We start from the raw sequence: 24,354 nt of genomic DNA, 5'->3' as shown, positions 1-24,354 counted from the left end.
CCATAGTTCACCGCTTGAGCTCATGCCAAGGCATGTGGTTTCACATGTGGCATGTGACGATATACAAACAGCGGGGTGCACGTTCAACCGTGCTCCCCGCTGTAGAGTCTTTTCACAGCATTATGTCTGGTTAGTGAATGCTTTGGTTAGTTAATACAACGTGGACCAGTACCACCAGCATCAATCACAGGTGAACGATGTTCTTCAGATAACGGTGTTCCTGGTTGTCCAATAGTCGATTCTGGAGATGTTTCGGCAGATGGTTTTTCGGTAATCGGAGCATCCTCGACAGGGCCTGCATAATCAGCGCCAGTCACGATGACAATGCTTGTTTCATCTAATCCAGCGTGGGCCACCACAGGTACGTCGCCAAGCAAATGTGCTATCTTGCGTGCTTCACGGTTAGAAGTATCAGCGGCAAGCACCTGCGTGCGGTTATAGAGCCCTTCTTGGGCATTGCCAGTGTGGACGATCTGGTAGCCAGTTGCTGCAAGCGCGGCGCTCACTTGAGCAGCAAGGCCAGTCGTTGCCGAAGCATTGAGCACGTGGAGTTCGACATCTGGAATTGATTTTACCGTTGAAGTTGCAGCGGCAGACGTTGCTGGATTCGGATGTTCTTTATCGCCTAATAAGGTCTTGAAGAACTCGCGAACCTCCTGTGGATCAATCGTGACCACAGATTCGCCATGATCGCCAACACCATCAATGCTGGTCACCGGAATAGTGTTAAAGGTGACGCGGCCGCCAGCTAAGTTTTGCAGCTGAGTAGCAAAGCCCATGATGTCCCAGTCATCATCGATCACAACCGAACGCGTTACCGCTTCGCCGAGGTCAGACAGTTTCGTTGGGGAGGTCAATGTGCCAGTCGAAAGCACTTTGTTCACCAACGACGCAACAAAGGCTTGCTGCCGCACAATGCGGTCAAGATCGCCACGTGGCAGACCATGACGCTGACGCACGAAGGCAAGTCCTTGACTGCCGTTGAGCGTTTGCACACCAGCTGGGAAGTCGGCACCAGAAAATTCATCATAGACTGCATCATTTAAGCAGATATCAACACCACCGACAGCGTCGGTAAGTAATACGAAGCCAAGCAGACCAATTTCGGCATAGTGATCAACCGTAATGCCAGTTAAATCCGAGATCGCTTGGATCAAGCCTTGCCGACCCGCCTCTTTGGATTCTTGTAAGAGGCGGCGCTCATCGGTCACGCCACGGTTCAACAATTCCGAGCGCTTCATGGTTTTATATCCCAGATACACGCCATTGATCTTGGTGTTTCCAAGCTCTGGATCAGCAATATAGGTATCGCGTGGAATCGAGATTGCGGTTGCTGATGAACCATCGTTTGGAATACGAATCACCATAATGGTGTCGGTGTTGTCGGCTTGTTCATCTCCTGCGTGCAGTATTGCGATTTCTTCTGGAGTCAGTGGATTGCCTTGGGCGTCGGTACGCGAATCGGAACCGACGAGCAAAATATCGACTGCGCCGTCTTTCCGCTGCTCAGTGACTGGGGTGGAATCACCAAGTTGGAGAGAACCTGCAGACGCCACGGAATTGCCCACTCGGCCGACGGTGCTGTAACCGATGCCGGAAAAGGTTAAAGCAAGGACGGATAATATAACCACAAATGCTTTTGCTGGAGCAGACCCTTGTTGCACCAGGGACGGGACAAATTGTGGCGCGGGGTTGATATTACGAACGGATCGCTGCTTCGGGTCACTCACGTTACTAGGTGCCAATCTTCTCAAAAGCCGATATTTTCTATCTTTGTCTCCCGAGTTTAGCGGACACGACACGCCGACTACGAGAAGCACAGGCGGTGCGCCACTAGACTACAAGATATGAATAAGCCAATAGCTGTGGTAACTGTAACCTACTCGCCGGGGAAATATTTAGATGAGTTCCTCGCGTCATTAGATACTGCAACCAATGTTGGCACTCATGTGATTCTTGCTGATAATGGTTCCGTCGATGGTGCACCTCAACGTGCTGCTGCCGAATATGAGCATGTGCACTTCTTTCCAACCGGTGGCAATCTAGGATATGGTCGCGCAATTAATAAGGCAGTGGCGTCTTTGGCGCAGTTGCGTGACGACGCAGTCATCAATCCCGATTACTTTATTTTCGCAAACCCCGATGTGGTGTTTACACCGAACAGCATTGACGCTATGGTCGAGTGCTTGCAGCGGTGGCATGACCGTGGTGAAAATATCGCTGATGTTGGTCCGATGATTCTGCAGGCTGATGGCAGTATTTACCCTTCAGCACGGGCAGTGCCGGAATTGGTCAATGGCATTGGGCATGCACTGTTCTCAGGAATTTGGCCGCAGAATCCGTGGAGTAAATCCTATCGTGATGATGCCGTGATGGATCAAGAACGAACTGCGGGCTGGCTTTCAGGATCGTGCTTGCTTGTGCGCTGGGATGCGTTTGACGCCATTGGGGGATTCGATGAACGCTACTTTATGTATATGGAAGATGTGGACTTAGGTGATCGCTTCCAAAAGGCAGGGTATGTCAACGTCTATTGTCCTGATGCTGTGATTACCCATGAAGTTGGTCATGCTGCTGGGAAGTCGCCTGAAAAAATGTTGCCGGCGCATCATGAATCCGCATATCGTTTCCAAGCTGATCGACATCCGCATTGGTATCAAGCACCGATTCGAGCCGCATTGTGGGTGGGCTTGAAATTACGGGCTGCGATTGCGGTGCAGCTCGCGAAGAAACATGCCGACTCAAAGTGATGCGCAGTCGCCTCTTGAGAGTTGCGATCAGAAGCACATAGATTGCCGATACTCAGTATCTCGCGAGTATGGAAACGCTCAAGAGTATGCTGAGTGAGGTAACGCTGGAAAGCAGAATGCTGACTCGAGAGTGCTGTGCAGTGATGCCTGGGCGGCTAGCGACATGTTGGAAGCCACCAGCACTGCGCTGGAAACCACCAGCAACGTGTTGGAAGTCGCCTGCAGTTTGGGCGCGCGCACTGCCTGTGATAACAACGATTATGCTTGAACATTGCCTGCACGATCGTAGAAGAATAACAATATGGAAATACCAACAGCCACGACAGGAGCAAGAACGTGGAACGTGAAGCAACGATGACGCCAACAAACGCTTGGGGAGAGACCACTGATGCCGTGATTCTTGTCGGTGGCAAGGGCACTCGATTGCGGCCTTTGACAGTTTCAACTCCGAAACCGATGCTGCCAACTGCTGGCGTACCATTTTTGCAGCACCTTTTAGCTCGTATCCAAGCTGCAGGTATTAGCCATGTGGTGTTGGGAACGTCATTTCAAGCTGAAGTCTTTGAAGAGTATTTCGGCAATGGTGAAGCCTTCGGCCTCGAAATTGAATATGTGGTGGAAGAAACCGCGCTTGGAACCGGTGGCGGTATTCGCAACGTCTATGACAAACTTCGCGGTGATACCGTCGTCGTGTTCAATGGCGACGTCTTAGGTGGTATGGATCTTGATGCGTTATTAACTGCGCACCATACCAAGCAGGCTGATCTGACCATGCACTTAGTTCGTGTATCAGACCCACGTGCTTTTGGCTGTGTGCCAACTGATCCAGACGGTCGTGTATTGGACTTCTTGGAAAAGACGGAAGATCCACCAACTGATCAGATCAACGCAGGTTGCTACGTATTCCGTAAAGATCTGATTGCTGAAATTCCACAGGGACGTGTGGTAAGCATCGAGCGTGAAATCTTCCCGCGCTTTTTACAAGAAGGGCGGAAATTTTACGGCTACGTTGATAATTCCTACTGGCGTGATATGGGCACTCCGGAGGACTTCGTGCAAGGTAGCGCGGATCTGATTCGCGGTATCGCACCATCGCCGCTATTAGCAGGTACCACTGGCGAGTCCAAAGTGGATCCATCTGCAATGGTCAAAGATGGCACCTTGTTACTGGGCGGTACGGTTATTGGCCGTGGCAGCGAGGTCGGTGCAGGTTGCCGCCTTGATAGCGTGGTGGTCTTTGATGGTGTCACGATTGAACCAGGGGCAATTATTTCGAATTCGATTATTGCGCATGGTGCAAAAATCGGTGCGAATGCGCGTATTAAAGGTGCCGTCATTGGCGAAGGCGCACATATCGGGGCACGATGTGAATGTGCCGAAGGCATGCGCATTTGGCCAGGTGTCATGATTCCAGACGGTGGCATTCGCTTTTCCTCAGATGCCTAGCGCTCGTATACATAAAGCTTCACGACGCGATCTGTGCTGCTGATGTTCGTAGTTGCACCCCATTTGTGTTTCTCGACGGAGCCTATTCCAATGCGTGCAGCTGGGTAGATCGTGGTGAATCGTGGATAACAGGTGGAGTGTAGTGGCAAAATTGCGTGTCTGAGGAAAGTCGGGAACGACACGCCCAGGCATGCAACTTGCGTCAATAATGGGGGGTAGCCACTATATGTAGTACCCCCATTACATGCACACACAAGAGTACCTTTGTTACGCATGTGAAAGATGTGAAACGTGAACTGGCTGTATGGCTTTTGAGTGAAAAAATATTCCGTCTGGGCTTGACGACATCTTGTGTTTGCGTGTTCAATTTCAATTATGTAATTTCGCTCTGGAGAGCAGTGCCCTTAAAATAGGAACAATGCTTGGAAAAGATGCACTCATGCAGCTTGGGCGAGAAGTGTAAATATTTTAAGAGTTTTAAGGAGACTAGCGTGGAAGATATGGCAAGCAATGCTGTGCCTCGCACTCGTGCGTCCCTAGAGCTCACAATTGATGAACTATTTGGCGCAGTCGAACAGGAGTGGCAAGAACAAGCCCTCTGTGCACAGACTGATCCAGAAGCCTTCTTCCCTGAAAAAGGCGGTTCGACCCGCGAAGCCAAGCGAATTTGCCAAGCCTGTGCCGTTCGCGACGAATGCTTGGAGTACGCATTAGAACATGATGAGCGTTTCGGCATCTGGGGCGGACTCTCCGAACGTGAACGCCGCCGCCTCAAGCGCGATATCGGATAAGAAGCATCTTTTATATCTTCGGAAAAATATTTCCACCATCTGCGAAGGTTTCCCTGATCTGGGAAGCCTTTTGTTGTATCTCGGCACAGAAACCAAGTAGTTTCGACCGCGTGTGTTAAGAAAACCGTTCGAAATTCGGCTGAATCATTTCCGGTTCTATATTGAGATAAAAGGCCACGAGTTGAACGAGAATCGCCTCCAAGAGTTGCTGGCGTTCTGCAGTATTGCTGCTGCGCTGCTCAATAGGCATGCGAAAGAGTACAATTCGAGCACGCGTAGGCCGGCCTTGCGGATCCACGCCAGCAGATATCACTCTGCCAAGCGGCACTGGTCCATCGGCCACAATATCGTCGGCAAAATTCACTGCATCGGCGTGCACTCGCATGCGTGGAATCGTATCGACTGCCAGATCAAGAGTTTGTAACTGCTGGGAAAATCGTTGTTGTAGCGGCGCGTATGCTTCTAAAGCAGCGTGATCAAACTGTTCGCGTCGTGAAGCAAAGCGGGGCACGGCCTGTGGTAATAATGGGCCGCGCACACCACGATCATGACGGGAACGCTGTCTGCTGCTCGGAGTATTCATGGCATTAAGACTAATGATTCTTCGCGTTTCAAAGGGGCGTGGCGCGCCGAACTCGAAAAAACCTCAAGTAAGAGTCTAGACTTTGTTGCTGTGAATCAGATTCGTCGTTGCTCTCGTCCAACTTGCGTGCGTCCTGCCGTTGCAACATTGACGTATGCGTATGCCCAGTCGACGGCCTATATTGGCCCATTGAGTGAAAAGCCTAATCCACATGCGTGGGATCTCTGTGATCCACATGCCACCAGTATTACTGCACCTGTCGGTTGGGATTTGTTGCGCGTTGAAGCAGAAGATACGGACGAAGAAGATCTCACGGCTTTAGCAGAAGCCGTGCGCGAACAAGGTCGCATTCATTCCGGACTGTTGGGGCAGCCGCAACTCAACGGCAACCCAGAATCTGAAATTGCGCCGAATCATCCGGCGAAACGCCATGCGAAACAAGCTGCGCAAAAAGCTACACGACGTGCGCATTTATCGATTGTTCCAAATAAAACCGCTGACTAATTCGTGACTGTTTGTTGTCGCGGGTATGCTACCAACGATAAGCTATCGAGACGTATCCGATGAAAGTTGTTGGTGAGAAAGGTCATTATGCGAACACGAGAATCTGTTGCAGCGATTATCAAAGCTTATGATGTGCGTGGCGTTGTAGGCACCGATATCGATGCAGCGTTTATTACCGATGTTGGGCGTGCCTTTGGCTTGCTTATGCGAGCAGAAGCTGCAACTAGCGTCGTCGTTGGCTATGATATGCGCCCAAGCTCTCCAGAATTCGCACAGGCCTTTGCCGCAGGTGTTACCGAACAAGGCCTTGATGTGATTATCGCTGGCCTCACTTCGACAGATCAACTGTATTTCATCTCTGGCCAGCAAAACATTCCAGGGGCCATGTTTACCGCCTCACACAATCCAGCACAATACAACGGCATTAAGATGTGTCGCTCCGGCGCACGTCCGGTGGGCCAAGATTCTGGCTTGGCTGCGATCACTGACATGCTTGTCGACGGCATTCCGGCCTATGCGGGAACTCCAGGAACAATTCGGGAACAAGATTTCCTCGTGGAATACGGCGCGTTTTTGCGCGAGCTGGTTGATTTACAACAGATTCGCCCGTTGCGAGTTGCCGTCGATGCGGCAAACGGTATGGCAGGACATACTGTGCCAGAAGTGTTCGCCGGACTGCCAATTACCATTGAGCCATTGTATTTCGAGCTTGACGGTACCTTCCCGAACCATGAAGCCAATCCGCTTGAGCCAAAAAACTTAGTGGATCTACAAGCCTTTACCCAAAAAGTTCACGCTGATATCGGACTTGCATTCGACGGCGATGCAGACCGTTGCTTTGTGGTTGACGAACTCGGGCAACCGGTGAGCCCTTCTGCGATTACTGCGATCGTGGCGCAGCGTTATTTGGAAAAATTCCCTGGTGCGACGATTATTCATAATGCTATTACCTCGCAAACCGTGCCGGAAGTTATTGCAGAACATGGTGGGCATGCTGTGCGCACGCGAGTCGGCCACTCCCTGATTAAGGCGAAAATGGCCGAGCATCAAGCAGTGTTCGGTGGCGAACACTCTGCACATTACTATTTCCAAGAATTCTTCCATGCCGATTCCGGCATTTTAGCCGCTATGCACGTGTTAGCAGCTCTTGGTTCGCAAGACAAGCCGATGAGCGCCTTGATGCAGGAATATACCCGCTATGCCGCAAGTGGCGAGATCAATTCTGCGCTGGAGTCCAAGCAAGCGCAGCAGGAACGAACGCTCGCTGTGAAAGCAGCCTTTGCAGATCGTACTGCCCAAATTGATGAGCTTGATGGTATGACCATCTTCTTGCGGGATTCTGCAGCTTGGTTTAATGTTCGTGCGTCGAATACCGAACCACTGTTGCGCGTGAATGTCGAGGCACCAACTCAAGCAGAAGTTGATGCCTTAACTGCAGAAATCTTAAATATTATCCGTGCTTAACTACGGTGGATGCCAAAGTTATGACTGCCTATGATCCCTTGGCGGTAGCCTTTTATGATATTGCTCATGAAGGCGCGTATATTCGCGCCATCGCCGAGCAATTCATACACGCTGATAATCGCCGGAATCTGGCAGCTTTTCACGGCACGGCTGTCCGCAGCATTGTTATTGTGTGGGATAGTCATCTCGGTGCCAAGGCGGCAGCGTTAGCTGTTGCTTTATCCCACGATATGGCAATGCCAGTGATGATCACTCCCGTTGTGCCAAGCTATGTTGGTGCACTGGATCTGGTGATTGTGCTCAGCGATACCGGTTATGGTGACGCTGGTATTGAACAGCTGGTGCGCAGTGCCCAGCGTGGTGTTTCACTTGTGGTGGTGGCGCCGCCTGAAACTCCACTTGCTCGCGATCTGGCGGAATACGCGGTGATGATTCCACAGCTGCCTACACATGAAGGCAGCTCGGTGATGCGTATGCTGGCAACCGTGTGGGCAGTGATCCAGGTTTGTACCAGTGATCCAGAAGTACTTGCCGCGACACTCTATCAGCTGGCAGATGCTGTTGATGAAGAATTAGCGCAGTGCCATCCGCAACAAGAAGCATGGTTGAATCCAGCTCAGATACTTGCTGAGGTTGATGGTCGCATCCTGCATACCTTTGCAACTGAGTCCGGTGTGGTCGATGCACATTCCCAGGCTGCTGCAGCACTGACGGAACTTATTGCAGCGCTATGGGCAACGCGCGGCAAGATAAGTGCGGCTCTGACTGCCGATGAGCAACGATGGGTGCAACTGCATGATCGAAGTGCTCTAACTGACAATTTTGATGCGGCGTTGGAAATCCCACGCCAAAGCCTGCTACCGTTAAAAACCATTGTGTGGTGTATGCCCACAGGACAGGCGCCGACTGGATATTTCCAACCGTTGCCAGTTCCTGGCATCACCGGAATATTCCGGTTGGTGGTTCGTGCGTATGCCGCCACTGCTTTCTTCACAGCTGAATAACCAGCTGAATTGGTTGAGAGTTCTTTTTTGGAGACGTGAAACGATCGTTATGTACTTCTTGCAGCCGAAAACTCAAGCCTATCCTTGGGGATCCCGTTCGCTTATCGCGAAGCTACGTGGCCAAACTACGGATTCTGAGTATCCTGAAGCAGAATTGTGGTATGGCGCACATCCGGCGCTTCCATCAGACGTGGATGACACAACTCTCGAACAACTCATCGCCGCTGATCCTGACTACCACCTCGGCAGTGAGATCAATCAGCGGTTTTCGGGTCGACTGCCATTTTTGCTGAAGATTTTAGCGGCAGGTCAGCCATTATCCTTACAAGCACATCCAAGCAAACAACAAGCCGAAGACGGATTTGCACGCGAAAACGCAGCCGGAATCGATCTGCGCGCACCGAATCGAAATTATCGCGACGATAATCACAAGCCAGAGCTCTTAGTGGCATTAACAGAGTTTCGTGCGATGGCAGGATTTCGCCCGCTCCATGAGATCAGCGCGTTATTAGCAGCCCTTTCCACCCCAGAAATGGATCGCTATGCTGCAATGCTGGATGCAGAATCCGAGGACGCAGCCACACAACTTCGTGCGCTGTTTACCACGTGGATTACCATTCCCACTGCAGTTCGCAAGAGCTTATTAGAGCAACTGGTAGCAAAATGCCATGAGATTTTGGAGCATAGCGCTGAGTATCCGGAATGGATCGTGCAAACGGTTGAAAATATTATTGAACTCAACCACTATTATCCAGGCGATACTGGGATTCTAGGCGCCTTGTTATTGCACTATATAGTGTTGCAACCAGGTGACGCGTTGTATCTCGATGCAGGAAATTTGCATGCCTATTGTTCTGGACTAGGCGTGGAAATCATGGCGAATTCTGATAACGTGCTGCGCGGCGGCTTAACGACGAAGCATATCGATGTGCCTGAACTCGTCAAGGTCTTAAGTTTTGAGCCGTTAGACGACCCACGACTACATGCCAATCACACGCAATTTTTGGTACCAAATGAGGAGTTTCAGCTGCGAATGCTAGACGTTCGCAAAGAAACGACCTATGAGATTCCAGGACCACGCATTTTGGTTGCCACAGCGGGTGCTGTGCAGGTGACGCACGAGCAGGAAACAGTTGTACTGCATCCAACCCAAGCACTGTGGTTACCAGCAGGATCTGCAGCAGAACTGACGCTAAACGGCACCGGACAGGTCTTTTTGGCAAGTTGTGGTGAGACGCATTGTTGCAAGTGATAATGCGTACACCGGAACCTACTATTCAAGAGTAGAATCAAGATCACATCTGATTCCATTCCTGCACGGAAGTGTCATATGCGTGCAGAACCACGAGTGTAATCAGGAAGAAGCTGCAGATACGCGGTTGCGCTCGACACAATATGTTCGTGTACAGCGAACACTTCTACAAGGGCGATCGAGTTGAGGTAGCGAACTGTTGATTCAAGAATCATCACGAAAGGCATAAAGGATACCTTGCTATGACGACATGGGCACGTGAAATTTTCACTGAAGAGGTCAATGCAGATTTCTTCGCCGAAATTACTGATCTTGACCATGACGATATTCTCGAAGCTATTCGTGATGCCGTCGTCTTAGGCAATAGTGAGACTGCCAGCAATGATGAATTTTATATTGGTCTTGCGGCTGCAACTGTGGTGGCAATTTGGGCAGGTGCGCCATATTCCGATGCCGATGTTATTGAAGAATATCCATTTATTCGAGAACTCATCGGCACCAGTGACGAATCTTTAACAGAACTTGCGTTGGAATTGCTGGAAAGCGCAGAGACTGAGTTGGATCTTGATTTTTATCTCGAAGCATTAAGCTAGCTTCCTGCATCTCTCGCTGTGCCAAGTTGAAAAGAAAGGCAGTTCAGAATGATTATTGCAATCGAAGGTATCGATGGGGCCGGCAAGAACACCCTCGTGCAAGCTTTAGTCAATCGCCTTGATGCAACGGTGTTGGGGTTCCCGCGCTATGACACTTCTGTGCATGCGCAACTGGTACAACAAGCACTGTATGGCAACATGGGCGATCTCACCGATTCGCTCTATGCGATGGCAACCCTCTTTGCCCTGGATCGTCATGGCGCCCGCGAGATCATTGCCGAATATACCAACAGCCCTAAGGTCCTCCTCTTAGACCGTTATGTAGCTTCGAATGCTGCCTATTCTGCTGCGCGTGCTGAAGACGATGCGCTGTTTGAGTGGGTGGCGGCGTTGGAATTCGACCAGCTTGCCATCCCGCGTCCTGATTTGCAGGTGCTGCTGGGAACTTCACCTAGGTTAGCAGCACAGCGAGCTGCGAATCGAGAAGCTGCCGATGCCTCGCGCAAACGTGATCGCTACGAATCCGATGCGTCATTGCAGCAGCGTACGTCCGATGCTTATCGACGCCTTGCACAACAGCAATGGCAATCACCTTGGCTTGTTGTCGAGCCAACCGACGATATACAGGTCGTGGCACACCAGATTCAAGCGATGGTGCCGCTAGGCTAGAAATGGTTGAATGCTCTTGCGAAGTAAGGCATGATATAACCACACGCTAGGCCAACATCTATTGTGGATGAGACAGGGACAAATAATCATGGCACACAAAATTCTGGTGGTTGACGACGATCCAGCTATTTCTGAAATGTTGACACTTGTGTTGCAATCTGAAGGATTCGACGCAGTAGTGGTCAATGACGGTGCTCAAGCCGTAGATGTATTCTTTCGGGAAGAGCCTGATCTCGTATTGCTCGATCTAATGCTGCCAGGAATGAATGGTATTGATATTTGCCGTGCCATTCGACAACGTTCAACCACCCCAATTGTGATGCTGACTGCCAAAACCGACACGGTAGATGTAGTCTTGGGCCTAGAATCCGGTGCAGATGATTATGTGCCAAAGCCATTTAAGGCAAAAGAGCTGGTTGCGCGAGTTCGTGCACGTCTGCGTGGAACTCATGAAACGAATCAAGACTCAGTGGAAATCGGTGATTTATTCATCGATATTAAAGGCCACTCTGTCACTCGCGGTGGCGTTGAAATTGCACTGACGCCACTTGAATTTGATCTCTTATTCGAACTTGCCTCGAAGCCTGGTCAAGTGTTTAGCCGTGAGCAGCTGCTCAAGCGAGTGTGGGGATATCGTAATGCTTCAGATACCCGCTTAGTGAATGTGCACGTACAGCGACTGCGTAGCAAAATTGAAAAGGACCCAGAAAATCCACAAATTATTGTTACTGTTCGTGGTGTGGGTTATAAAACCGGCGACTAACAGATAAAGGATTGCCACAATTACTGTCTATTCCCAGTCGATGTTTGGACGTATTCGACGCAAGCTCACAGAAAATTGGCGCACCTCACTGCAATATCGCGTTATTAGCTCCATTTTTGCAGCATCAGCTGTTGTGATGATCATCCTGGCCTATGTGTTGGTGTCATTGGTCACGAGCCGATTAATCGAAGCCAAACTCGATATTGCAAACTCTGAGATTGATCGTGCGCGTTTAACCGTGGAACAACAAATTGAAGCCACGTCAACGTCGTCAAGCTTGCAAACTCGGTTAAATTCCGCGCGTGCTGCTTTAACGGCGCGTAGTGCCAGCGAAGTTCAAACGGTATATGAACCCGTGCTGGTGGTGGAAGGGCCGGATCATAATGTGGTTTTGTCGCCAGAAAACTACCGGATTCCGGAACGGCTGCGTTCATTTGTCAGCCAAGATCAGATTTCGTACCAATTTGCCACGATCTCGCGTGCAGACGGTTCCACCTATAAAGCGATGATCATTGGCAGCCCAACTCAATCGGATATTCCAGGGCTGCAAGTCTATCTAGTACTCTCGATGGAATCCGAGCAGGCCACCTTATCACTGCTGCGCGGTGTATTTTCCGCAGCTGGCATTGTGCTGGTGCTGCTGCTGGTGGGCATTACCTGGTTGGCAATTCAGCAAGTCATTACGCCTGTGCGCTCTGCAAGTCGCATCGCAGAACGCTTTGCCTCAGGACATCTACGCGAGCGCATGAGCGTGGATGAAGAACACGAAATGGCTCGTCTGGCCATGAGCTTTAACGCAATGGCGGAATCGCTCTCCAAGCAGATTCACCAGCTACAAGAATACGGCAGTTTGCAGCGGCAATTTACCTCCGACGTTTCCCACGAACTGCGCACACCACTGACGACCGTGCGCATGGCAGCGGACATGATCCAGGCAAATAATGAAGAATTAAGCCCAATGATGCAACGCGCGAGCGAGCTAATGGTCAATGAGCTTGATCAATTCGAAGCTTTATTAAATGATCTTCTGGAGATCTCGCGCCATGATGCAGGCGTGGCAGACTTGGCAGAATCCACCCTGGATATGCGTGCGATTGTGAAATCAGCCGATGAGCAAACCAGGCATCTAGCAGATGCGTTAGGCATTGAGATGCGCCTGCGGATGCCAGATCAGCCAGTCATGCTCTCTGTTGATCCACGTCGTATTGAACGTATCTTGCGTAACCTTTTCGCCAATGCCATTGACCATTCCGAAGGAAACCCAGTAGAAGTGACCGTCGCAGCAGGAGATGATGCTGTGTCTGTGACAGTGGTGGATCACGGTGTCGGCTTAAAACCTGGCCAAGAAGAACTCGTATTTAACCGATTCTGGCGCGCAGATCCTTCGCGCGTGCGTCACTCCGGAGGCACTGGACTGGGTCTTGCAATTTCTCACGAAGATGCAGTTCTCCACGGTGGAACCTTGCAAGCAATTGGTGAAATCGGGGTTGGATCCTGTTTCCGCCTCACCTTGCCGCGCACCCCTGGTATGCGATACGACGAAGACCCGTTGCCGCTGCAGATCACACCACTGCATGCGATTGCCGCACTCAATGTTGGGCACTCTGATGCCAGCGTGATTGATGCAGCAGATGCCCTAGCGGATAACGATGCAGTGCTACCGCAAGCAGATACTGCACCTGATCACAGTGCTGGCGCGGCACTTCTGTGCGAGGAGGTCAGCGATGATGACTTCGAAGGTGATGAATATTTGGCATTCGATCCAGATTTTGATGCTGACGAAGCTGCCGCAATCCAAGCGAGCTATGCCACACCAGCAGTACAGACAGACCAGGATCGTGAAAGAGTAGAAGACGCGGGTGCTGCAAACAGTGACTCGCACAATCACGATGGACATGACGCTGCCGATCCGGCGACCAGTTCGCACCCACATACAGCAGCACAACCATTCAAGGATGAGTCATGAGCAAGCAGACACGTTCATTTCTTGCGCTGAGCCTGGTAAGTACCATGCTCACAAGCTGTGCAAGCTTGCCGTCTACCAGCGAACCACAAGCGTTACGATCAGTAACTGTCAGTGTTCCGAGTGAACAATCAGGCCCATTGCCAGATAGGGAACCTGACTTATTAGTACGTGACTATTTTGCAGCGAATGCGAATCCTACGCAGCAGAATCAACAAGCTCGCAGCTACCTCACACCAAAATTTGCACAACAGTGGGCACCGCAACCGGAAATTATCGTCCTTGATCGCATCGACATGAGCTCGATTGCAGATAGCAGTCCAGATGAAATTTCCTATGCCATTAACGGCACTTGGATTGGCACAGTCGGTGAAGGTGGCGCCTATAATCCACGCAAAGAAGAATACTCAGCCAAAGTCAGTTTGAAGAAAATCGACGGTCAGTGGCGTATCTCGCAAGCACCACAACAAATCATTGTGGAACGAACTGAGCTACGCAATCGCTATTTACCGTACGATATCTACTATTTCGCGCCAAACGGCAGCTCACTGGTAACCGATCGCCGCTGGATGTACGCCGGCATCGGAGCGCTTGACTCTGCCTTAATCTCCTTAGTCACTGCCGGGCCAAGTGGCGTGATCGCACCAGGTGTCTTAGACGAAATTCCTGAAGGTGCTTCTTACGCGGGAACTGAAGACGGCATCTATCAGCTGGTTGGTTTTTCCGGCTTCACCGAAGACGCACGGCGTCGATTAGCAGCACAATTGGTCTGGACCCTCGCACGCGCAGGTATCAACGGACCGTATCGATTCAATATCGACGGGGTGCCACTGCTTTCCGATAAAGGCGAACCCACCTTATCGATTGACGATTTCCCAGAATACAACCCACAAACTACATCTTCGACCTCAGCGACGCTATATGGCTTAGTCGGCGGCAAAGTGGTGAAAATCAGTGCCGGCGTTGCTACCCCTGCACCAGGTGGGATCGGCTTTGAAACAGGAGTGGAATCGGTCGATATTTCTACCACTGCAGAAGCCGTTGCCGCAGTGCGTAGCCGTGGGGAAGGGCCAGAGAAAACTGCCGTCCTCTACGTCGGGCAACTCGAAGAACCGTTGACAGAAGTATTCGAAGCGCACACGCTCTCGCGTCCAACCTTTGAAATCTATGCCCCTGCTGTCTGGGTAGTGGTCAATAACAAAACCATCACGCGCGTGGCTCGTTCAAACGCTACAGACGAAATTGCCCAAACTGAAGTCGATATTTCCGAACTTGGAGAAAACTACGGCGATATTACTTCCTTCCGGTTATCATCGTCGGGCGTGCGCGCCGGGTTTATCATGGATGGCCGTGTGTATACCGCAACTGTGGCAAGACCTGCTGCAGGCGAACGCAAATTGGTCAATATTAAAGAAACTGTACCTTCAATCGGGGCGACTGCACTTTCCATCGAATGGGGCAATGACGCAACCTTGTTAATCGGAACCTCCAATGCCGATACCCCTGTCTGGCGCGCTGAAGTTGATGGCTCATCTGCAAGTCCTCTGGCCAATGGCAATATCGTGGCACCAGTGGTCAGCATTGCAGCGAGTGCCTCAACGTTGTATGTCACCGATGCACGTGCCGCCTTGCAAATCAGTACCACAGGTCAATCTACCTATTGGCGTGAAGTACAAGGCCTCGAAGGTGCGCGTTCCTTGACGATTGTGCCACGCTAAGGCCTTGCCATGTTTCGCGACGTTGTGGAACTGCTGTTTCCGCGCAGCTGTATTGGCTGCAATCAACCTGGCTGCACCTTATGCGAAGACTGCCAGCAGCAGTGGCGTGCTATTCCGCAACAAATATCCGTTGCGGTGGATCCAGAAGTTCCAATTTGGTCACTTGGGGTATTAGGCGGCGTGCGTCGTCAAGCAATTATTGCCATGAAAGAGCGCGGCCGCCACGACGGGTGTGCATATATTTCTCCGGTATTATTTGCTGCCGTGCGGTACTTACAAGCACGTGGCGAGCTGGATGAACCGATCACCTTAGTACCAGCGCCTTCGACGGCACGTGCCATTCGTCAGCGTGGCTTGTTTCTCGTCCGTGAAATCTGTCGCGGTACCGGACTGCCCACCGTTGATGCATTACGCATGGCAAATAACACCGTTGATGCAGTTGGCTTAAGTGCAGCCCAACGCTTAGCGACGCGCACCCGTGCCTTGTCTGTCCGCAAACGGCCAAGTGGTTCGGTGGTGATCGTTGATGATGTTATTACTACTGGTGCCACGATAACTGCCGGAGTTCGAGCCTTGACCAGCGCGGGAGTACGTGTGCGGGGGGTCGTGGGGTTAAGTCACGCCTAGAACTTTTGGATAGCTATGGCAAAAGGTTATGACCAGAGTTACAATGGGTATGGAAGTTGATTTCCGCCAAGTTTAGACAGGGAAGTGAGTAATCCCTCTCACGGTTTCCTGTGTGGCGGCTGATACAGGAAGGTACGTGATTATGACCACGCCTGCTGGTAACGAGTCCCTAAACCCTGACGTCAAAGTAACCATTACTGGACGCAACGTTGAGGTTCCTGAGCATTTCGCAGAACGCGTCAACTCCAAACTTGCGAAAGTTGCTCGTCTTGATCCAACCCTGACGTTCTTCCATGTGGAACTCCAGCATGAACGCAATCCACGTCGTGCCGATGAAAGCGATCGTATTCAGATCACCGCAACCGGCAAGAAGCACGTTGCTCGCGCAGAAGCAAAAGAAGATTCCTTCTATGCTGCACTTGAAACCGCACTTTCTCGTATGGAGCGTTCCCTGCGCAAGGTAAAGGCTCGCCGTTCCATTCCATTATCTGGCCACCGTGCACCAAAAGGCACTGGTGAAACCGTTGCTGGATTGCTCACTGAAACTGCTGAAGCTGCGCCAGCTGAAAGCCTCTACGATAATGATCCTTATGCGGATCAAGTCGAAGATGTTTTGCCAGGTCGAGTCGTGCGTGAGAAGTCTCACCCAGCAAAGCCAATGACCGTTGACGAAGCACTTTCGGAAATGGAACTTGTGGGTCACGATTTCTACCTCTTCTTGCATGAAGAAACCGGCAAGCCATCTGTGGTCTATCGCCGCCACGCTTATGATTATGGTTTGATTTCCTTAAGTGATGATTAATCCATAACGAAACGTTCATTTTCCCCGTACTTGCTGGAAGTAGTGAGTACGGGGATTTTTATTGCGATCAAAGTAAAAGGGGGAGAAAATATCCTAAGTTCTGCAAACTGATTTGTTTCCGAGTACAATTAAAAAGTTACTATCTATCATCAGGTACCGTTGATGTTTATCTGGAAGTACTCGCAGGAGTCAGCAGAACAGATGAAGCGACGACCGCAATGTTGTTGTGATCGAGGTGCTGATGAGAGCAGACTAGAATCAAGTAAAGGAAAATTATCTCGTGTTTGGACTTTCTAAGATGCTTCGCATCGGTGAGGGGCGCAAGGTAAAGCGCCTGCAAAAAATCGCAGAGGAAGTCATCGCGCTTGAGTCGCAATATTCCGACCTTACCGACGAAGAGCTCAAAGCCAAGACCGTTGAGTTTAAAGAACGTATCGCCAACGGAGAAACGACGGATGATATTTTCCTTGAAGCGTTTGCTGTTGCGCGTGAAGCTTCGTGGCGCGTGCTCGGTCAAAAACACTACTTGGTACAGATCATGGGTGGCGCGGCACTGCACTATGGTTCGGTTGCCGAAATGCGCACCGGTGAAGGTAAGACCCTGACCTGTGTGCTTCCAGCATATTTGAATGCGCTGGAAGGCAAAGGCGTGCACGTTGTCACCGTGAACGATTACCTGGCAAAGCGCGACGCTGAGTGGATGGGTCGCGTACACCGCTTCTTAGGCCTTGAGGTTGGCGTGATCCTTTCCGATATGCGCCCTGAGCAGCGTCGTCGCGCATATAATGCGGATATTACCTATGGCACGAATAACGAGCTGGGCTTTGACTACCTGCGCGATAACATGGTGCATTCCTTAAGCGAACTCGTGCAGCGTGAGCACCACTACGCGATTGTTGACGAGGTTGACTCGATTCTGATCGACGAAGCGCGTACGCCACTGATTATTTCTGGCCCAGCTGATAGTGCATCGCATTTGTACAATGTCTTTGCCGCTCTTGCGCCAAAGATGAAAGAGGGCATCCACTACGAAGTGGATCACCGTAAGCGCACTGTGGGTGTGAAAGAAGAAGGCGTAGAGTTCGTTGAAGATCAACTTGGTATTGATAACCTCTATGCTCCAGAGCATTCCACTTTGGTGTCGTATTTGAACAATGCTATTAAGGCAAAAGAGCTGTTCGCCCGCGACAAGGACTATATTGTTCGCAACGGTGAAGTCATGATCGTGGATGATTTCACAGGTCGTGTGCTTGATGGTCGTCGTTATAACGAAGGTATGCACCAGGCGATCGAAGCAAAAGAAAATGTGGAGATCAAGAACGAAAACCAGACCTTAGCCACGATTACGCTGCAGAACTATTTCCGTCTGTACGACAAGCTTGCGGGTATGACTGGTACTGCAGAAACCGAAGCTGCCGAGTTGCACCAGATTTACAAACTCGACGTTGTGCCAATCCCAACCAACCGCCCTCCACAGCGTGAAGATATGACCGACTTGGTCTATAAGACACAAGAGGCAAAATTTGCTGCAGTGGTTGACGACATTTTGGAGCGCGTCGAAAAGCAGCAGCCAGTGCTGGTCGGTACCACCTCGGTGGAGCGTTCGGAATACCTTTCGCGTCTCTTGCAGCGCAAAGGTGTCAAACACAATGTGCTCAATGCGAAGTACCACGCCGAAGAAGCTCAGATTGTGGCAAAAGCTGGTTTGCCGGCTGCAGTGACTGTTGCAACCAACATGGCTGGTCGCGGTACTGACATTGTGCTTGGTGGCAACGCCGATATTATTGCCGATATTGAGTTGCGTGCGCGTGGCCTGGATCCAGTTGAGACTCCGGAAGAATACGAAGCAGCTTGGGATGAGGAACTGGCACGTCAGAAGGAAAAGTCCAATAAGCTTGCCGAAGTTGTTCGCAATGCAGGTGGCTTGTATGTGCTTGGTACTGAGCGTCACGAATCGCGTCGTATTGACAACCAGTTGCGCGGTCGTGCGGGCCGTCAGGGCGATCCTGGTACCACCCGTTTCTACCTTTCGATGCGCGATGATTTGATGGTTCGATTTGTTGGTTCCACCATGGAAAACATGATGAACCGCTTGAACGTGCCAGATGATGTGCCAATCGAGGCGAAGATGGTCACCAACTCTATTAAGGGTGCCCAGGCGCAGGTGGAAAACCAAAACTTCGAAATGCGTAAGAACGTGTTGAAGTATGACGAGGTTATGAATGAGCAGCGCAAGGTGATTTACCGTGAGCGCCGCGAAATTCTGGAATCTGCCGATATTGCTTCGAATATTCAGCTGATGATCGATGACACCATTTCCGCATACACTGACGCTGCAACTGCCAATGGTTATGTTGAAGACTGGGATCTAGAATCCTTGTGGCATGCACTGGAATCCCTCTACGGACCATCGATGACCGCAGCTTCGTTGATCGAAGGCTCCGAGTATGGCAATCCAGGTGAGCTTTCCTCTGCTGAGTTGCGCCAAGCAATTCTTGACGACGCACACAAGCAATACCAGGAACTCGAAGATCTCGTTTCGACGATCGGCGGTGAGGAACAAATGCGTAACCTCGAACGTCAAGTTATCCTGCCGATTATTGACCAGAAGTGGCGTGAGCACCTCTACGAGATGGATTACCTCAAAGAAGGTATTGGCTTACGCGCAATGGCACAGCGTGATCCTTTGGTGGAGTACCAAAAAGAAGGCGGCGATATGTTTAATGCCATGAAAGATGGAATTAAAGAAGAAACCGTCCGCCAGCTGTTCATGATGGGACGTTCATTTAAGGCTCAAGCTGCTGCCGCAGAAGCAGCTGCTGCCGAAGCAGTAGAAGGCTCAACCGAGGTTGAATCTTAAAAACAGTATGCTCCTAAGGTTATTGCAATCTTAGGAGCATCTTGCTGTTCGCCAACGTATCAGCAAGAATTGCTTTTCACATTCGTGCTGGAGGCAAAATTACCCGCAGTGAGTGCATCATCAGGTGCTCTGCTGCGGGTATTGTTGTATACAACGCCCAGAATGCAAACACATCCTCGCCTTGCTGCACGCTGCCACAAATATCAAAGGTGTATGTCTGTGTGGAGGAATCTGTTTGCGTGATCGGCGTTGTTGCTGGCGTGGTCGGCATGTCTGTAGGCATACTCACTTGCATAGCCGCCTGTTCTGACATCCGGCCTGCTTGTGCTGCCTGTACGCCTGCCTGTGCGGCTGCTTGGGCGGCTTGTGCTGCCTGTACGATTGTCTGTACGCCTGCCTGTATGCTCGCCTGCGTACTTGCTAGCCGCGGCACTATATGACATGACTGCACACGTATTGGCTGCGTATATCCACCCGCCACAAAGCTTTGAGACGTGCGTCGAGCATAGCGACGCACCTGATCCGCGTAACGATCAGGATGTAAATAGCGGAGTGGAGTATGCCCAGTAAGACAGCGAAACACTATTTGACTGCTTTTCTGAATCTTTCGCTGCAGGTGCTCTGTGACCAACGACTGCGCAGTGACAATCTGTGTGGGGTGGTGTGCAAAGGCGCGTCCAGTAAACGTCTGGAGAATACTGCACCCTGGAATTGGGGCATAGCAAAGTGTGCTCATCGATTCTGGCTCATTTCTGATGTCTTCGATGATGCAGCTGTGGTAGATGTTGGAAGAAAGTTTAATGCAAGATTGGCGCATGCGCAGGTGTATTTTGCCAAACGGGTGTGCAACAATAGAACACAATACGAAACTAGCGCTTGTAAAGTACACCCTGCTTTTGAAAGCGCACGCAACTATTAAGAACTATAAAGGATGCACACATGGCAATGCGTGGCTTAATCGTGGACTATGTTGGAGTCCTCGATGGAACAGATGAGGATCAACGCCGCTGGCGCAATTTATTTGCAGCACTGCGCGCAAAAGAAATCCCAACGGCAGTGCTCTCGAATGATCCTGGTGGTCCTGGTGCAGAGCCAATTAAAGTGCTTGCTACACAAGGCATCGTCGATGCGGTATTACTTTCTGGCGAAATTGGTACCGAGAAACCAGAGGCTGCAGCCTTTCAAGTTGCTGCAGATGCCTTAGACGTACCGCTACGGGAATGCGTGATGGTAGATGATTCCATTTTGAACATTCGCGGTGCTGTGGAAGCCGGATTAGTGGGTATCTACTATCAGCAATTTGATCGTTGTGTGGTGGAGCTGCAAACACTTTTTGATCTTGAAGGAGACTTCTAGTGCGAGTGTATATTCCAGCAACCTTTGCCATGCTGCGTGAATTAGCGACGCAGCCGCATATGAGTGTGCGTTCTGGCTATGGTTTTGCAGTGACAGCTGCAATGCGGGAATTTTATGATGAGGGCGACGAAGAAGACTTTGCTGAATTCGCGTTCGACGATGCCGCCCGAGCATCGATTCGCCTGCTCGCAACTGGTGATCACACTGGCGAGTTCCCACACCGTCGTGTGGTGATCTCCGTTGATCTACCGGATCAAGCGGTCACCCTCCGCGATGATTTAGGCGAAAGCGTGGTTAGCCTTGAGCCACCACGAATCACCAAAGACCAGCTGGCAGCTATCCACGTGGATGTAGCAGCAAGTGAGCCTACCACTGCCAAAGCAATCGAGGTCATCGATGCTGCCGATCTCGGTGATGAAGATGCTGAGCTGACCGTCGGGGATGCAATTGCGAATTATTTAGCATGGTATGACCCTTCTGAACTCGACGCATTAATCGAGCTGCTATAGCACCATTTTGATGCTGCAGCTGCGACATGCTTGACGACGCTGCCTCCTCACCGCAGCGTCGAAAAGCTTATCCGTGCTGCCCGCGCAAGACCGCAACGCTGCGCGACGTACCACTTTTCAAGCATAAAGCCTGCCACAATAGTGAAACTATATGGTGACAGGCTTTATGTGTATGCAGCAAAAGTTTGGGAAATTACACCCAGTCTGGTTTCGAACGCAGTGCGGCAAGAAGTTTGCGTACTGCTTGTATGCGACGTCCAGTAGGGGTTTCGTGCGGAAATTGATCAAGTGCACATTCAGGATCGGCAGGAGGACCACTATGGGTGCATCCACGCGGGCAGTCCTCAATTGCGGTGGCAAGGTCTTCAAAAACGTTAATGACGGTAGCATCATCAACATGGGCTAATCCGAAGGATCGAATACCTGGGGTATCGACAATCCATCCGCCTGCGTCAAGATGCAACGCTACTGCTTGAGTGGAGGTATGCCGGCCCTTACCAACGCCTGATACTTCACCAGTTTCGCGTTGTGCATCTGGCACAATCCGATTAACCAGGGTTGATTTTCCAACACCAGAATGGCCGATTAAGGCGCTTATAGAATGATTGACAACCTCTAACACAGGTTCAAGTGGATCCTCGACACCACAGACAATCACTGGTACATCAAGAGCTGCAAATTCTGCGGCAAATTCACTTGGATCGGCTAAGTCTGATTTCGTTAAACAAATAATCGGCCGAAGATTGCCAACAAACGCGGCGACTAATGCACGCTCTACAAACCCCGAGCGTGGGGGTGGATCGGCAACCGCGCACACGATCAGCAGTTGATCGGCATTGGCCACCACAATGCGCTCATAGGGGTCAGTATCGTCAGCAGTTCTCCTTAATACAGAACTGCGCTCTGCCAGTTTCACAATCCGCGCTAATGAGCCAGCTCGACCGGAAGTATCACCCACAATGCCCACACGATCGCCGACCTCAATAGCGGTACGGCCTAATTCGCGGGCACGCATGCATACAATCGGAGTTTCAAGGTCTTCTTGTCCGTCTAAAACCACACCCCATCGGCCGCGGTCTTTGGTAATAACCATGCCGAACTTGGCATTGTCATGGGTTGGCCGATCTTTGGTACGCGGCCGTGACCGCTTGCTTGGGCGAATCTTGACATCGGATTCATCCCACGATGATGTTCTGCCGCTTGGACGTGCCACTACGAGTGTTGTCCTCCTTCGAGCATGCGCTCCCACATCGCTGCAAAATCTGGCAGCGTTTTTGCTGTTGTTTCGATATTTTCAACGGCTATGCCTGGCACAACCAGGCCCAAAATAGCACCTGCCGTTGCCATGCGATGATCCGCATAGGTCGACCATCTGCCACCATGAAGCCTAGCAGGAAGAATACGCAAGCCGTCGCCAAGCTGCTCGCAATGGCCACCAATATTGCCAAGCTCACGGCTTAATGCGGCAAGACGATCCGTTTCATGCCCGCGCAGATGCGCAATGCCGGTAATTCGAGACTCTGAATGTGCAAGTGCAGCAAGTGCGGCAACCGTTGGAGCCAGCTCACCAATATCGGACATGTCAATATTAATGCCACGTAAGGCACCGCCTGCAGGGCCAGTGACCTCCAAATCATAGCTTGCGCCTGTGCGAATCAGCTCAACACTGCAACCCATCGCTGTTAAAATACCGCGAATTGCATCGCCTGCCTGTGTGGTTTCGATTGGCCAGTGGCGGATGCGGATCGTGCCGCCAGTGACTGCAGCTGCTGCTAAAAACGGCGTGGCATTGGAGCAATCAGGCTCGATTGACCACTGACGTCCAGGAATTTCGGCAGGAAAGACCGTCCACTGATGCTCAATGGAAGTATCAACGCGAACGCCTGCTTTCCGCAGCATATCGACGGTCATCTCAATATGCGGCATGCTTGGAAGCTGTGCGCCTTCGTGGCGGACCGTAATCCCCGTGCGAAAACGCGGTGCGGCTAACAGCAATCCAGATACAAATTGTGACGATGCTGAAGCGTCAATCACAACTTGGCCACCTGCCACATCACCTGCGCCGCGAATTTGGAACGGCAAACGAGTGCCGGCAACCTCAATGCCTAAGGCCTGAAGCCCTGCAAAGGTACCACTCATTGGGCGGTTGCTGGCGTATTCGTCACCATTGAAGAAGACGGTTCCGTTGGCAAGGGCGGCCACAGGAGGCATAAAGCGCATGACTGTTCCAGCCAAGCCACACTCAATTTCACCGCCATGTAATGCTGCAGGTGGCGTGATTGTGATGGTGGTATTGGCAGGGTGAGTGGACTCTGGATCCATCGTCGCGGTTACCCCGAGTGCGCGCAGAGCATCGACCATTAAGGTGGTATCGCGGCTACGCAGCGCCCCATGCAAGATCGACGGTTTGCTGGCAAGGGCGGCAAGAATCAATGCGCGATTGGTCATAGATTTCGAACCAGGAACGGTAACCGTTGCGTTGATCGGTGCTAACGCGTATGGAGCCTGCCAATAAGAATCATGCGAGGTCTGTGACATATTCCTATCCTAAAGGTAAGCTGCGGCTTTGAAAACACTTCGCACGAGATTTTTCACTTGTCTCTTAGCTGCAAGCTGCTTGTCGACGCAGTTCGGGACAGTTTGCTGAGGCTTTTAGGCGAAGATTACTCGCGGAAATTTTCACAGCAACGCCGCAGCGGT

General features: G+C 51.1%; 22 protein-coding genes. 17 read left to right on the top strand and 5 right to left on the bottom strand.

The features are described from left to right. Window positions 1–146: 146 nt before the first annotated feature. Window positions 147–1,730 (bottom strand): LCP family protein, encoded by a 1,584-nt coding sequence (locus NXS99_RS05770; RefSeq protein WP_396124824.1) that lies wholly within the window; start codon window positions 1,728–1,730, stop codon window positions 147–149. 117 nt (window positions 1,731–1,847) lie between these two features. On the opposite strand from NXS99_RS05770, the gene NXS99_RS05765 reads away from it, so the two are divergent. From NXS99_RS05765 to NXS99_RS05755, 3 genes are all read left to right on the top strand, one after another. Then, a complete protein-coding gene (locus tag NXS99_RS05765; protein WP_259287707.1) occupies window positions 1,848–2,750 on the top strand; it encodes a glycosyltransferase family 2 protein in 903 nt (300 codons plus the stop codon). Window positions 2,751–3,104: 354 nt separating this feature from the next. After that, on the top strand, window positions 3,105–4,196 hold the full coding sequence (locus NXS99_RS05760; RefSeq protein ID WP_259287766.1) for an NDP-sugar synthase: 1,092 nt from the start codon (window positions 3,105–3,107) through the stop codon (window positions 4,194–4,196). 491 nt (window positions 4,197–4,687) lie between these two features. Then, complete coding sequence (locus NXS99_RS05755) at window positions 4,688–4,987, top strand: WhiB family transcriptional regulator (RefSeq protein WP_259287706.1); 300 nt, start codon at window positions 4,688–4,690, stop codon at window positions 4,985–4,987. A gap of 115 nt (window positions 4,988–5,102) precedes the next feature. Here the strand turns inward: NXS99_RS05755 and NXS99_RS05750 are convergent, their stop codons facing one another. Continuing rightward, window positions 5,103–5,570, bottom strand: coding sequence for a metallopeptidase family protein (locus NXS99_RS05750; RefSeq protein WP_259287705.1), 468 nt, complete (start codon window positions 5,568–5,570; stop codon window positions 5,103–5,105). A 90-nt stretch (window positions 5,571–5,660) separates the two neighbouring features. On the opposite strand from NXS99_RS05750, the gene NXS99_RS05745 reads away from it, so the two are divergent. From NXS99_RS05745 to secA, 12 genes are all read left to right on the top strand, one after another. After that, a complete protein-coding gene (locus NXS99_RS05745; RefSeq protein WP_259287704.1) occupies window positions 5,661–6,074 on the top strand; it encodes a DUF3499 domain-containing protein in 414 nt (137 codons plus the stop codon). 87 nt (window positions 6,075–6,161) lie between these two features. Further along, complete coding sequence (locus tag NXS99_RS05740) at window positions 6,162–7,538, top strand: phosphomannomutase/phosphoglucomutase (protein WP_259287703.1); 1,377 nt, start codon at window positions 6,162–6,164, stop codon at window positions 7,536–7,538. A gap of 20 nt (window positions 7,539–7,558) precedes the next feature. Next, on the top strand, window positions 7,559–8,542 hold the full coding sequence (locus NXS99_RS05735) for a hypothetical protein (protein WP_259287702.1): 984 nt from the start codon (window positions 7,559–7,561) through the stop codon (window positions 8,540–8,542). 49 nt (window positions 8,543–8,591) lie between these two features. Then, the gene (manA, locus tag NXS99_RS05730) at window positions 8,592–9,794 is read left to right on the top strand and encodes a mannose-6-phosphate isomerase, class I (protein WP_259287701.1); all 1,203 of its coding nucleotides are present in this window, start codon (window positions 8,592–8,594) and stop codon (window positions 9,792–9,794) included. Window positions 9,795–10,036: 242 nt separating this feature from the next. Continuing rightward, window positions 10,037–10,387, top strand: coding sequence for a DUF4259 domain-containing protein (locus NXS99_RS05725; protein WP_259287700.1), 351 nt, complete (start codon window positions 10,037–10,039; stop codon window positions 10,385–10,387). A 48-nt stretch (window positions 10,388–10,435) separates the two neighbouring features. Further along, window positions 10,436–11,056 carry a dTMP kinase gene (locus tag NXS99_RS05720; protein ID WP_259287699.1) on the top strand — a complete coding sequence of 207 codons (621 nt, stop codon included), beginning with the start codon at window positions 10,436–10,438 and terminating at the stop codon, window positions 11,054–11,056. A gap of 88 nt (window positions 11,057–11,144) precedes the next feature. Beyond that, window positions 11,145–11,819 (top strand): MtrAB system response regulator MtrA, encoded by a 675-nt coding sequence (gene mtrA, locus NXS99_RS05715; protein WP_259287698.1) that lies wholly within the window; start codon window positions 11,145–11,147, stop codon window positions 11,817–11,819. Window positions 11,820–11,859: 40 nt separating this feature from the next. Beyond that, the gene (gene mtrB, locus NXS99_RS05710) at window positions 11,860–13,785 is read left to right on the top strand and encodes an MtrAB system histidine kinase MtrB (protein ID WP_259287697.1); all 1,926 of its coding nucleotides are present in this window, start codon (window positions 11,860–11,862) and stop codon (window positions 13,783–13,785) included. After that, the gene (gene lpqB, locus NXS99_RS05705; RefSeq protein ID WP_259287696.1) at window positions 13,782–15,500 is read left to right on the top strand and encodes an MtrAB system accessory lipoprotein LpqB; all 1,719 of its coding nucleotides are present in this window, start codon (window positions 13,782–13,784) and stop codon (window positions 15,498–15,500) included. The genes mtrB and lpqB overlap by 4 nt, the downstream gene beginning before the upstream one ends. A 9-nt stretch (window positions 15,501–15,509) precedes the next feature. Then, window positions 15,510–16,127 (top strand): ComF family protein, encoded by a 618-nt coding sequence (locus NXS99_RS05700; RefSeq protein WP_259287695.1) that lies wholly within the window; start codon window positions 15,510–15,512, stop codon window positions 16,125–16,127. A gap of 142 nt (window positions 16,128–16,269) precedes the next feature. After that, window positions 16,270–16,929, top strand: a complete 660-nt coding sequence (hpf, locus tag NXS99_RS05695; protein ID WP_259287694.1) for a ribosome hibernation-promoting factor, HPF/YfiA family — start codon at window positions 16,270–16,272, stop codon at window positions 16,927–16,929. Window positions 16,930–17,209: 280 nt separating this feature from the next. Continuing rightward, window positions 17,210–19,789, top strand: a complete 2,580-nt coding sequence (secA, locus tag NXS99_RS05690) for a preprotein translocase subunit SecA (RefSeq protein WP_259287693.1) — start codon at window positions 17,210–17,212, stop codon at window positions 19,787–19,789. A gap of 76 nt (window positions 19,790–19,865) precedes the next feature. Here the strand turns inward: secA and NXS99_RS05685 are convergent, their stop codons facing one another. Beyond that, window positions 19,866–20,372, bottom strand: a complete 507-nt coding sequence (locus NXS99_RS05685) for a hypothetical protein (RefSeq protein ID WP_259287692.1) — start codon at window positions 20,370–20,372, stop codon at window positions 19,866–19,868. A 362-nt stretch (window positions 20,373–20,734) separates the two neighbouring features. Here NXS99_RS05685 and NXS99_RS05680 point away from each other — a divergent pair, with 362 nt between their 5' ends. Beyond that, entirely contained in the window at window positions 20,735–21,145 is a 411-nt protein-coding gene (locus NXS99_RS05680) for an HAD family hydrolase (RefSeq protein ID WP_259287765.1), read from the top strand. Beyond that, window positions 21,145–21,654, top strand: a complete 510-nt coding sequence (locus NXS99_RS05675) for a DUF6912 family protein (RefSeq protein WP_259287691.1) — start codon at window positions 21,145–21,147, stop codon at window positions 21,652–21,654. The genes NXS99_RS05680 and NXS99_RS05675 overlap by 1 nt, the downstream gene beginning before the upstream one ends. Before the next feature lie 193 nt (window positions 21,655–21,847). Here NXS99_RS05675 and rsgA read toward each other — a convergent pair whose 3' ends face one another. Together rsgA and aroA are read right to left on the bottom strand one after the other, a co-directional pair. Beyond that, on the bottom strand, window positions 21,848–22,867 hold the full coding sequence (gene rsgA / locus NXS99_RS05670) for a ribosome small subunit-dependent GTPase A (RefSeq protein WP_259287690.1): 1,020 nt from the start codon (window positions 22,865–22,867) through the stop codon (window positions 21,848–21,850). Further along, a complete protein-coding gene (gene aroA, locus NXS99_RS05665) occupies window positions 22,867–24,192 on the bottom strand; it encodes a 3-phosphoshikimate 1-carboxyvinyltransferase (protein ID WP_259287689.1) in 1,326 nt (441 codons plus the stop codon). Before aroA ends, rsgA begins: the two co-directional genes overlap by 1 nt. Between the last annotated feature and the right edge of the window lie 162 nt (window positions 24,193–24,354).

The sequence above is a fragment of the Corynebacterium sp. HS2168-gen11 genome (assembly GCF_024834075.1).
Taxonomy (GTDB): Bacteria; Actinomycetota; Actinomycetes; order Mycobacteriales; family Mycobacteriaceae; genus Corynebacterium.
Note: the sequence above shows the minus strand (reverse complement) of the source record. Positions and strands in the feature narration are given on the sequence as shown.

Bases quoted from the DNA above. Each gene is read 5' to 3' on its own strand.
- NXS99_RS05765 (WP_259287707.1), top strand. From the start codon at position 1,848: ATGAATAAGCCAATAGCTGTGGTAACTGTAACCTACTCGCCGGGGAAA.
- NXS99_RS05760 (WP_259287766.1), top strand. From the start codon at position 3,105: ATGACGCCAACAAACGCTTGGGGAGAGACCACTGATGCCGTGATTCTT.
- NXS99_RS05750 (WP_259287705.1), bottom strand. From the start codon at position 5,570: ATGAATACTCCGAGCAGCAGACAGCGTTCCCGTCATGATCGTGGTGTG.
- NXS99_RS05740 (WP_259287703.1), top strand. From the start codon at position 6,162: ATGCGAACACGAGAATCTGTTGCAGCGATTATCAAAGCTTATGATGTG.
- NXS99_RS05735 (WP_259287702.1), top strand. From the start codon at position 7,559: ATGACTGCCTATGATCCCTTGGCGGTAGCCTTTTATGATATTGCTCAT.
- manA (WP_259287701.1), top strand. From the start codon at position 8,592: ATGTACTTCTTGCAGCCGAAAACTCAAGCCTATCCTTGGGGATCCCGT.
- NXS99_RS05725 (WP_259287700.1), top strand. From the start codon at position 10,037: ATGACGACATGGGCACGTGAAATTTTCACTGAAGAGGTCAATGCAGAT.
- NXS99_RS05720 (WP_259287699.1), top strand. From the start codon at position 10,436: ATGATTATTGCAATCGAAGGTATCGATGGGGCCGGCAAGAACACCCTC.
- mtrA (WP_259287698.1), top strand. From the start codon at position 11,145: ATGGCACACAAAATTCTGGTGGTTGACGACGATCCAGCTATTTCTGAA.
- mtrB (WP_259287697.1), top strand. From the start codon at position 11,860: ATGTTTGGACGTATTCGACGCAAGCTCACAGAAAATTGGCGCACCTCA.
- lpqB (WP_259287696.1), top strand. From the start codon at position 13,782: ATGAGCAAGCAGACACGTTCATTTCTTGCGCTGAGCCTGGTAAGTACC.
- NXS99_RS05700 (WP_259287695.1), top strand. From the start codon at position 15,510: ATGTTTCGCGACGTTGTGGAACTGCTGTTTCCGCGCAGCTGTATTGGC.
- hpf (WP_259287694.1), top strand. From the start codon at position 16,270: ATGACCACGCCTGCTGGTAACGAGTCCCTAAACCCTGACGTCAAAGTA.
- NXS99_RS05680 (WP_259287765.1), top strand. From the start codon at position 20,735: ATGCGTGGCTTAATCGTGGACTATGTTGGAGTCCTCGATGGAACAGAT.
- aroA (WP_259287689.1), bottom strand. From the start codon at position 24,192: ATGTCACAGACCTCGCATGATTCTTATTGGCAGGCTCCATACGCGTTA.